Source organism: Deltaproteobacteria bacterium, from assembly GCA_012522415.1.
Taxonomy (GTDB): Bacteria; Desulfobacterota; Syntrophia; order Syntrophales; family JAAYKM01; genus JAAYKM01.
The window spans coordinates 1-3,857 of sequence record JAAYKM010000152.1 but is presented as its reverse complement, the minus strand read 5'-3'; the positions used below and the strand labels follow the sequence as shown (position 1 = coordinate 3,857).

3 protein-coding genes are annotated in these 3,857 nt (G+C 49.6%); all 3 read left to right on the top strand.

From position 1 onward, the window contains the following. Nucleotides 1-316, top strand: a 316-nt coding sequence (locus GX147_11025) for a diaminopimelate epimerase (GenBank protein NLN61200.1), incomplete at its 5' end; no start/stop codon positions are given. A gap of 331 nt (nt 317-647) precedes the next feature. Then, nucleotides 648-1,814: an LL-diaminopimelate aminotransferase gene (locus GX147_11020; GenBank protein NLN61199.1), complete on the top strand. Its 1,167-nt coding sequence runs from the start codon at nt 648-650 to the stop codon at nt 1,812-1,814. Between the two features lie 711 nt (nt 1,815-2,525). After that, nucleotides 2,526-3,857: mechanosensitive ion channel (locus GX147_11015; protein ID NLN61198.1), on the top strand; the 1,332-nt coding region annotated here is incomplete at its 3' end.

Sequence of the window (3,857 nt, the reverse complement as noted above, 5' to 3'; positions counted from 1 at the left end):
TTACCACAGGGTGTACGAACCAGCCGGAACCAATGCCAATTTCGTGGAGGTAGTTGACGACAAAACGCTCCGGGTACGCACCTACGAACGTGGTGTGGAGGATGAAACACTGGCCTGTGGAACCGGTTCCGTGGCTGCGGCCCTGATCGCGGCGGAAAAGAATATGGTCATTTCCCCCGTCAACGTCATCGTGAAAAGCGGAGAAACCCTGTGTATCCATTTCGAAAAGACTGAAAAGGGGTTCACGCAGATTTATCTTGAGGGAAAAGCGAACGTGGTTTATGAAGGCAAACTCTGGGAAGAGGCCTATACCTGATGAGTCCCTCGAACAGCGTTTCCCAACGGCCGTTTCAACTTTGAGGTTGTGGTGTCCTGTCATCCGAGGAGCCAAGATCTTAATTGCAACGGGCAAGATGGTCAGATGCTTGGTGGATGTATTTTTGAGCGCAGTGCGTAACTCGAAATGGTCCCATGCAATATTTCAGGCATTGCGGCAAAGAGTCTACATGCCAGGAGCTGGAATGTAGACTCGACTGTAGGGATAAAAGACTTTAGATGAGTAACATCCAAGCGATCGATTTTTTCAATCCGTTTCCAATGGGCCGATCGTTTCGCGAAGGGTAATAATACAATTCAGGAGGTTGGCGTTGCAGACAGCAGAAAGACTTTCGAAAATTCCTCCCTATCTATTCATGGAGTTACGTAAGAAAATCAACAAGGCTAAAGCTGATGGGGTGGATGTCATCAGTCTGGCGATTGGTGACCCCGTTGAGCCGACGCCCGGGTCCATTATTGAAGAGCTCTGCAAACGAGCCCAAGATCCGGACAATCACAGGTACCCGACGGATGAGGAAAAGGGTATGCTGGCTTTCCGTCAGGAAATTGCCCACTGGTACGAAAATCGATATGGTGTGAGGCTGGACCCGGAGAAGGAGGTCCTCGGCCTCATCGGCTCCAAGGAAGGGTGCCATCACTTTGTCTTGGCGCGGGTTAACCCAGGCGATACTGTCCTTATGACCGATCCGGGGTACCCAGCCTACCGCTCAAGCATTCTCATGGGGGAAGGGGAACCTTATCACGTCCCAATTCTTCCTGAAAATAACTATCTGCCTGTTTTCGCGGATATACCGACCGACGTGGCGAAAAAGGCTACGGCCATTTTCCTGAATTATCCAAACAATCCGACCGGTGCTTGTGCCACCCTGTCTTTTTTGGACGAACTGGTGGATTTCGCTCGTCAGTACGATATCGCCGTATGTTACGATAACCCTTACGGAGAAATCCTCTTTGACGGTCAGCAACGGATCAGCTTTCTCATGGCCGAGGGGGCAAGAGAGGTCGGCGTCGAGTTGAATTCCTTGTCCAAGCCATTCAATATGTGCGGCTGGCGTCTTGGAATGGTTTGTGGGAACGAGAACCTCATTGCCGCCATCAGTAAAGTAAAGGAAAACACCGACTCGGGTATTTTCAATCCCATTCAGTATGCGGGGATTCATGCCCTGAAACATGAGGCGGATTCCATTACCCGGATGCTGTCCGTGTATGGAAGGCGTCGGACACGGGTTCTGGCCGCACTCAAAAAAATCGGGATTGTTTTCGACCCGCCTAAAGGAAGTTTTTATCTCTTGGTACCCGTACCGCGGGGGATGACCTCTTTGGAGTTTACCAACCGTCTGTTCGATAAAACGGGGGTTGTCGTAGCGGCGGGAACGGCATATGGGGAATACGGTGAAGGTTTTGTCCGTTTTTCCCTGACGGTACCGGATGCGCGACTGGAAGAAGCGATGCAGCGCATTGAAAAGGAGTTTTCCTAGCAAATCAGTTGTCGGAGAGCCCGGCCAGATGCGGCCCTATTTTGCTCCTTTGGTCGACGGGTAAGCCCGACGGATCCTTCTTTTGGGAGGATTTTGTCGTAGATATCGGTCAGGATTCCTTTTATTTTCAATGGTTTTTTGCCATGCCTGTATTTCATCGATTCCGTAGTACACCATATTTGCTTAATAATACCTGGTATTCTATAATTTATATGCCCGATTGAAAGTCAGTTCTTCATATTTTATACAATTTTGTAAACTTCGCAGAGGGTCAAATTGATCTATCAAAAGATTATCCGTTAATTGCCTTTTACATCATCATGCTCAGTTTGTTTTGAAAAGAAAAGCTATGCAAGAAGAGTAAAAAAAAGGAGGAAATCACCATGCGAAGATCATGAGCACCGAAAGGAGTTTATGAAGGAAGCAGGCGATTCAATAAAAGATGGGGCGGAAGTGAGGGTGGAGGTAGTAAAGGTGCGGTAAATCGGGTCGAGAAAAAATCTGTGAATGGTTTCCCATTATCTGCATTGATTGAGATGACCCAAATCTAAAAATGGTGTGTAAAAATAGGGAACGATGCAACATGAAAAGGCAAATTGAATTCGTCTTAGAGGCCAATGATAACAGGTCTCACCATGGTATTTTGAGGACAGCAACAGGCCATGATATAGACGGATTGTTATGCCGAAAAGTCAGGAAGGAGGATGGCAGATGACTGAAGAGATAACAACCATGTGGGATGCGATTCAGGCAGGGGTGGGCGGTCAGATACCCACGCTCATGGGTGCTTTGGCTATATTGGTATTGGGCTGGATCGTCGCCGTTGTCGTCCGTGCAGGAATACGCAAGGGACTGGGATTGATGGGCTTGAATTCTCGCTTCGCTCAGCTAACAGGCCAATCTGTAGATATTGAAAAAGGTATGGCCGTGACCTTCTTCTGGGTTGTGATTCTGTTGACGCTGACCGCAATTTTTAATGCCTTGGATCTGACTCTCGTCTCAGGTCCGTTCGCAGCCCTCTTGACCCAACTTTTTCTTTACGCACCACGTTTGCTGGCAGGCTTTGGGCTTGCCTTGGTGGCGTGGTTCCTTGCCAGCATCGTGCGTGTGCTGGTCAACAAGGTTCTCTCCAAGACCACTCTCGATGAGAAACTCGCGGAAAATGCCGGCATGGCACCTATCAGCGGCGCTTTGAGTCAGGCCCTGTTCTGGCTTGTTATCCTGCTCTTCATTCCTGCCATTTTGGGGGCATTGCAGATGGAAGGTCTTCTTGACCCGCTGCGTGAGATGGTGGCCAAGACCCTCGATGTCCTTCCCAATGCATTTGCCGCTTTTATAATTGGTGGTGTAGGGTGGATCGTCGCCACGGTTCTACGCAATCTGACCACAAATCTGTTGCGAACAGCGGGAACCGATCAGATCGCCGAGCGTGCCGGTTTGAAAGAGTCCGTACGATTGTCCAGCGTTGCCGGTTTGCTGGTGTTTGTTGCCGTATTTTTGCCTGCCCTGATTGCAGCTCTTGATGCGCTGAAAATAGAGGCTATTTCAAAACCGGCCACAGACATGCTGGGCATGATTTTATCGGCAGTGCCCCACATCGTTGCGGCTGCGCTTATCCTGAGCATAACCTGGTTGGTTGCCTCTTTCGCTTCCCGGCTTCTGGCCAGTCTATTGAGCACAATGGGTTTTGACAATCTACCTCAACATGCAGGACTTGCCCATGCATTCGAAAAAACACCCGCATCGGTATTTGTCGGATATGTTGCCATGTTTTTTGCGATGCTTTTCGCCACGGTTGAAGCGGCCAACCAACTTGGATTTACGCAGGTCGGAGATGTTGTCACCACCTTTATTAAATTCGGCGGGGATGTGTTGTTGGGCTCAATCATTCTGGTCATTGGTTTTTGGCTGGCTAACCTCGCCTACGAAGGAATCGACCGTGCCAGTGGACCCAACACCAGGGGATTAGCTCGTATCGGGCGGTTTGCCATTCTGGCGTTAGTGCTGGCGCTTGGTTTGCGTGCCATGGGCATTGCCGATGAT